The 5097-nt window shown below is 75.1% G+C and carries 4 protein-coding genes; all 4 read right to left on the bottom strand.

Going from position 1 to position 5097, the window contains the following annotated elements; translation table 11 throughout:
• Positions 1 to 88: 88 nt before the first annotated feature.
• Genes HO151_RS03610 through panC form a run of 4 tightly spaced genes read right to left on the bottom strand, consistent with a single transcriptional unit; the run spans position 89 to position 4768 of the window.
• A complete protein-coding gene (locus tag HO151_RS03610) occupies positions 89 to 886 on the bottom strand; it encodes a type III pantothenate kinase (RefSeq protein WP_173894660.1) in 798 nt (265 codons plus the stop codon).
• A gap of 2 nt (positions 887 to 888) precedes the next feature.
• Positions 889 to 1926, bottom strand: coding sequence for a carboxylating nicotinate-nucleotide diphosphorylase (gene nadC, locus HO151_RS03605; protein WP_173894659.1), 1038 nt, complete (start codon positions 1924 to 1926; stop codon positions 889 to 891).
• Positions 1927 to 1931: 5 nt separating this feature from the next.
• Positions 1932 to 3728, bottom strand: coding sequence for an L-aspartate oxidase (locus HO151_RS03600; RefSeq protein ID WP_173894661.1), 1797 nt, complete (start codon positions 3726 to 3728; stop codon positions 1932 to 1934).
• A gap of 50 nt (positions 3729 to 3778) precedes the next feature.
• Positions 3779 to 4768 (bottom strand): pantoate--beta-alanine ligase, encoded by a 990-nt coding sequence (gene panC / locus HO151_RS03595; RefSeq protein ID WP_173894658.1) that lies wholly within the window; start codon positions 4766 to 4768, stop codon positions 3779 to 3781.
• Positions 4769 to 5097: the final 329 nt, after the last annotated feature.

Below are 5097 nucleotides of genomic sequence, written 5' to 3'. Positions count from 1 at the left end.
GGACGGAGCGGCCTCGTGGCGGGGCGGGGCGGGGCCGGGGCCCGGTCCCGCCCCGCCGGGCCCCGGTTCCGTCCGGCCCCGGTCGGGGTCAGGTGCGGGAGATGTTGCGCTCGTACACCAGGCGCAGACCGATGAGGGTGAGCCAGGGCTCGTGCTCGTCGATCACCGATGCCTCGCCCAGCACCATCGGGGCCAGCCCGCCCGTCGCGATGACCGTGACGTCGTCCGGGTCCTCGGCGAGTTCGCGGGCCATGCGGTGGACGACACCGTCGACCTGGCCCGCGAAGCCGTAGACGATGCCGGACTGCATGGCCTCGACGGTGTTCTTGCCGATCACGGTGCGCGGCCGGGCGATCTCGATCTTGCGGAGCTGGGCGCCGCGGACGCCCAGGGCCTCCACGGAGATCTCGATGCCGGGCGCGATGACGCCACCGGCGTACTCCCCGCGCGCGGAGACCGCGTCGAAGGTCGTCGCCGTGCCGAAGTCGACGACGACGGCCGGCCCGCCGTACAGCTCGACCGCCGCGACCGCGTTGATGATGCGGTCGGCGCCGACCTCCTTGGGGTTGTCCATCAGGATCGGCACGCCCGTCTTGATGCCCGGCTCGACGAGGACGGCGGGCACGTCGCCGTAGTAGCGGCGGGTCACCTCGCGCAGCTCGTGCAGGACCGAGGGGACGGTCGAGCAGATCGCGATGCCGTCGATGCCGTCGCCCAGCTCGTCGCCGAGGAGCGGATGCATGCCCATCAGGCCCTGCAGGAGCACGGCCAGCTCGTCCGCGGTGCGGCGCGCGTCCGTGGAGATGCGCCAGTGCTCGACGATGTCCTCGCCGTCGAAGAGCCCGAGGACGGTGTGCGTGTTGCCGACGTCGATCGTGAGCAGCATGCCTACTCAGCCTCGCTCGGGGACGCGCCGGAGGCACCGGAGGCGTCGCGCAGGTCGAGACCGATGTCCAGGATGGGCGAGGAGTGCGTGAGGGCGCCCACCGCGAGGAAGTCGACGCCCGTGCGCGCGTACGCCGCCGCGGTGTCCAGGGTGAGGCGGCCCGAGGCCTCCAGGAGGGCGCGGCCGCCCACCAGGGCCACGGCCTCCTCGCACTCGCCGGGCGTGAAGTTGTCCAGCAGGATCAGGTCGGCGCCCGCGTCGAGGACCTCGCGCAGCTGGTCCAGGGTGTCGACCTCGACCTCGATCGGCACGTCGGGGAAGGTCTCCCGTACGGCCTCGAACGCCTGGGCGACGCCGCCCGCGGCGACCACGTGGTTGTCCTTGACGAGCGCCGCGTCCGAGAGCGACATGCGGTGGTTGGCGCCGCCGCCCGTCCGGACGGCGAACTTCTCCAGGGAACGCAGGCCGGGTGTCGTCTTGCGGGTGTCCCGCACGCGCGCGCCGGTGCCCTCCAGGACGTCCGCCCACGCGCGCGTGGCCGTCGCGATGCCGGAGAGACGGCACAGCAGGTTCAGCGCGCTGCGCTCGGCCGTCAGCAGGTCGCGGGTGCGGGTCGTGATGCTCAGGAGCCGCTGTCCGGCCCGCACGCGGTCGCCGTCCTCCACGTGCCGCTCGACCTCGAACTCGTCCGTGCAGACCACGGAGACGACCGCCTCGGCGATCCGCAGGCCCGCCACGACGCCCGCCTCGCGGGCGGTGAAGTCGGCGGTGGAGACGGCGTCCTCGGGAATGGTCGCGACCGTGGTCACGTCCACGCCGTGGTCGAGGTCCTCCTCCACGGCCAGGTGCGCGATGTCCTCGACCTCGACGGGGTCGAGGCCGGCTTCCGAGAGGAGCTGCGCGAGGTCGGGGTCGAGCCCGCACTCGGCGTACTCGGCGTATTCGGCGTACTGCGCGTGCCCGTCGGGGCCGTACTCGCCGCAGCCGCAGCCGGCGCCGCAGCCACCGCCGTCGAGGAGGGGAAGGTCCGGGGTGCTCACTTCTGTCACTGCTCCTGGGGGCTGGGCGTGGGGGTCCCCGCGGCGCGGACGGTGTCGCGGGCCGGAGGGAGTGTCGGGGGGAAGTCTGGGGTGTCGGTGGTGTGTACCGCGAGCGTCCTGCCGGGATCGAGCCGTACGACGATGTGGCGCCGCCAGGTCTCGTCGTCCCGTTCGTCCCGGTCCTCGCGCCAGTGGCAGCCGCGGGTCTCCTCGCGGAGGCGGGCGGCGGCGACGAGGACGCGGGCCACGCACAGGAGGTTGGTCGCCTCCCAGGTGTCGACGCCGGGCTCGGCCGTCTTGCCGTTCTCGTCGAGGGCGTCGAGGGCGTCCGCGTACAGCCGTTCCAGGCGGTCGGCGGCGGTCTCCAGGGAGGCGGCCGACCTCAGGACACCGGCGCCGTCCGTCATGGCCCGCTGGATCGCGAACCGCGCCTCGGCGGCGAGCAGCGGGTGGGCGGGCTTCCGCGGCTGCTCGTCGGGCGCGGGCGCGGGCACGGACAGGGGTACGGGTACGGGTGTCCGCGCGTGGGCGCCGTCCTCCCCCCGCTCCCGGTGGCGGTCCGCGATGTCCGCCGCGATGCGCTCGGCGTAGACGAGGCCCTCCAGGAGGGAGTTCGAGGCGAGCCGGTTGGCGCCGTGGACGCCCGTGCAGGCGACCTCCCCGCACGCGTACAGGCCGGGGACGGTCGTACGGCCGCGGGAGTCGGTGCGGACGCCGCCGGAGGCGTAGTGGGCGGCCGGGGCGACCGGGACGGGCTCGGTGACCGGGTCGATGCCGTGGGCGCGGCAGGCGGCCAGGATCGTGGGGAAGCGGTGCTCCCACATGTGGGCGCCGAAGTGCCGGGCGTCCAGGTACATGTGCTCGGCGCCCTGCTCCCGCATGCGCCGCATGATGCCCTTGGCGACGATGTCCCGGGGCGCCAGCTCGGCGAGCTCGTGCTGGCCGACCATGAAGCGCACGCCCGCCGCGTCGACCAGGTGGGCGCCCTCGCCCCGTACCGCCTCGGACACCAGCGGCTGCTGGCCCTCGGCGTCCGGGCCGAGGAACAGCACGGTCGGGTGGAACTGCACGAACTCCAGGTCGCTGACCTCGGCCCCGGCCCGCAGGGCGAGGGCGACGCCGTCGCCGGTGGACACCGGCGGGTTGGTGGTCGCCGAGAAGACCTGGCCCATGCCGCCGGTCGCCAGGACCACGGCGGGCGCGTGGACGGCTCCCACGCCGTCGTGCTGGCCCTCTCCCATGACGTGCAGGGTGACGCCGGCCGTACGGCCCTCGGCGTCGGTGAGGAGGTCCAGGACGAGCGCGTTCTCGACCGTGCGCACTCCGCGTGCCCTGACCGCTTCGACGAGGGCCCGGGAGATCTCGGCGCCGGTCGCGTCACCGCCCGCGTGGGCGATCCGGCGGCGGTGGTGGCCGCCCTCGCGGGTCAGCTCCAGGCCGCCCTCCTCGGACTCGTCGAAGCGGGCGCCGGTCTCGATGAGGCGGCGGACGGCGTCGGGGCCCTCGGTGACGAGGATGCGGACGGCCTCCTCGTCGCAGAGGCCGGCACCCGCCACCAGGGTGTCGTCGAGGTGCTGCGCGGGGGTGTCGCCCTCCCCCAGGGCCGCGGCTATGCCGCCCTGGGCCCAGCGGGTCGAGCCGTCGTCGAGGCGTGCCTTGGTGACGACGACCGTCCGCAGGCCGGCCGCCTCGCAGCGCAGGGCGGCGGTGAGCCCGGCGACCCCGGAGCCGACGACCACGACGTCGGCCGTCAGGGACCAGCCGGGCGCGGGCGCGTGCAGACGGGGGAGGCCGGCGCGGATCGCTTCCGGCCGGGGGCGGTGGGCGCCGGGCGGGCGTATGCCTGTGCTGGTCACGAGGCGGCTCCGAAGGTCAGCGGAATGTTGTCGATCAGCCGGGTCGTGCCGACCCGGGCGGCGACGGCGAGGACGGCCTCGCCGGTGTAGCCGTCCGGGACCTCGGTGAAGTCGGACGGATCGACCAGTGCCAGGTAGTCCAGGGCGAGCGGAGGGCTCAGGCGGGCCGCCTCGTCGAGGACCAGCCGGGCGGCGGCACGGACCGCGGCGGGCCCTCCGGGGGCCGCCTTGGCGACGGCGTGCGTGTCGGCGGCCGCGCGGGACTCGCCGATGGCGCTGAGGGCCTCGGCACGCGCGCGCGTGACGGGCACTTCGCGGGCCCGTGCGCGCAGGGCCTCCTGGGCGGCGTGCCGGTCGCCGCCCGCGAACAGGGCCTGGGAGAGGGCGAGCGCGGTGCGGCGCTCGCCGGCCGACAGGTAGCGGTTGCGGCTGGACAGGGCGAGGCCGTCCGCCTCGCGCACCGTGGGGACACCGACGATCTCCACGCCGAAGTTCAGGTCGCGCACCATGCGGCGGATCAGGGCGAGCTGCTGGGCGTCCTTCTGCCCGTACAGCGCCACGTCGGGCCTGGTGAGGTGCAGGAGCTTGGCGACGACGGTGAGCACGCCGTCGAAGTGCCCGGGGCGCGCCGATCCCTCCAGGCGCTCCCCCATGGGTCCCGCGCTGACGCGCACCTGGGGTTCGCCGCCCGGGTAGACCTCGTCCACGGCGGGGGCGAACACGGCGTCCGCGCCCGCCTGCTCGGCGATCTTGATGTCGGCGTCCAGGGTGCGCGGGTAGCGGTCGAGGTCCTCGCCCGCGCCGAACTGGAGGGGGTTCACGAAGACGGTGACGACGACCTCGCCGTCGCCCGCCAGCTCCCGGGCGGTGCGGATCAGGGTGGCGTGCCCCTCGTGCAGGGCGCCCATCGTCATGACGACGGCCCGGCGGCCCGTGCGTACGCGCGCGTGGAGCTCGTCGGCGGTGCTCAGCAGGACGGTGGTCATCGGGCGTCTCCTTCGGTCCCGTCGGGGCTTTCGGAACCGGTGGGGTCTCCGGGACCGGCGGGGCTCCCGGAACCGGCGGGGCTCCCGGAATCGGTGGGATCCTCAGTACCGGTGGGGTCTTGGGGGCCGCTGGAGTCTTCGGGGCCGGGGGGATCTTCGGGACCGGTGGGGCCCGCCGGACCGCCGGACCCCGCCGGACCGCCGGGCCCTGCCGAGTTTTCGGGCCCTGCCGAGCCTTCGGGTCCTACCGAGCCTTCGGGTCCTGCCTGACCGCCGGACCCCGGCCGGCCGCCGGACCTCGCCGGGCCACCGGACCCCGTCGGACCGCC

The sequence above is a fragment of the Streptomyces sp. 8P21H-1 genome (genome assembly GCF_013302945.1).
The sequence above is the reverse complement of the archived record's forward strand: the minus strand, read 5'-3'. Positions and strand labels throughout refer to the sequence as shown.

Excerpts from the sequence above, each read along its gene's own strand:
- panC (WP_173894658.1), bottom strand. The coding sequence starts at position 4,768 with ATGACCACCGTCCTGCTGAGCACCGCCGACGAGCTCCACGCGCGCGTA.
- HO151_RS03610 (WP_173894660.1), bottom strand. The coding sequence starts at position 886 with ATGCTGCTCACGATCGACGTCGGCAACACGCACACCGTCCTCGGGCTC.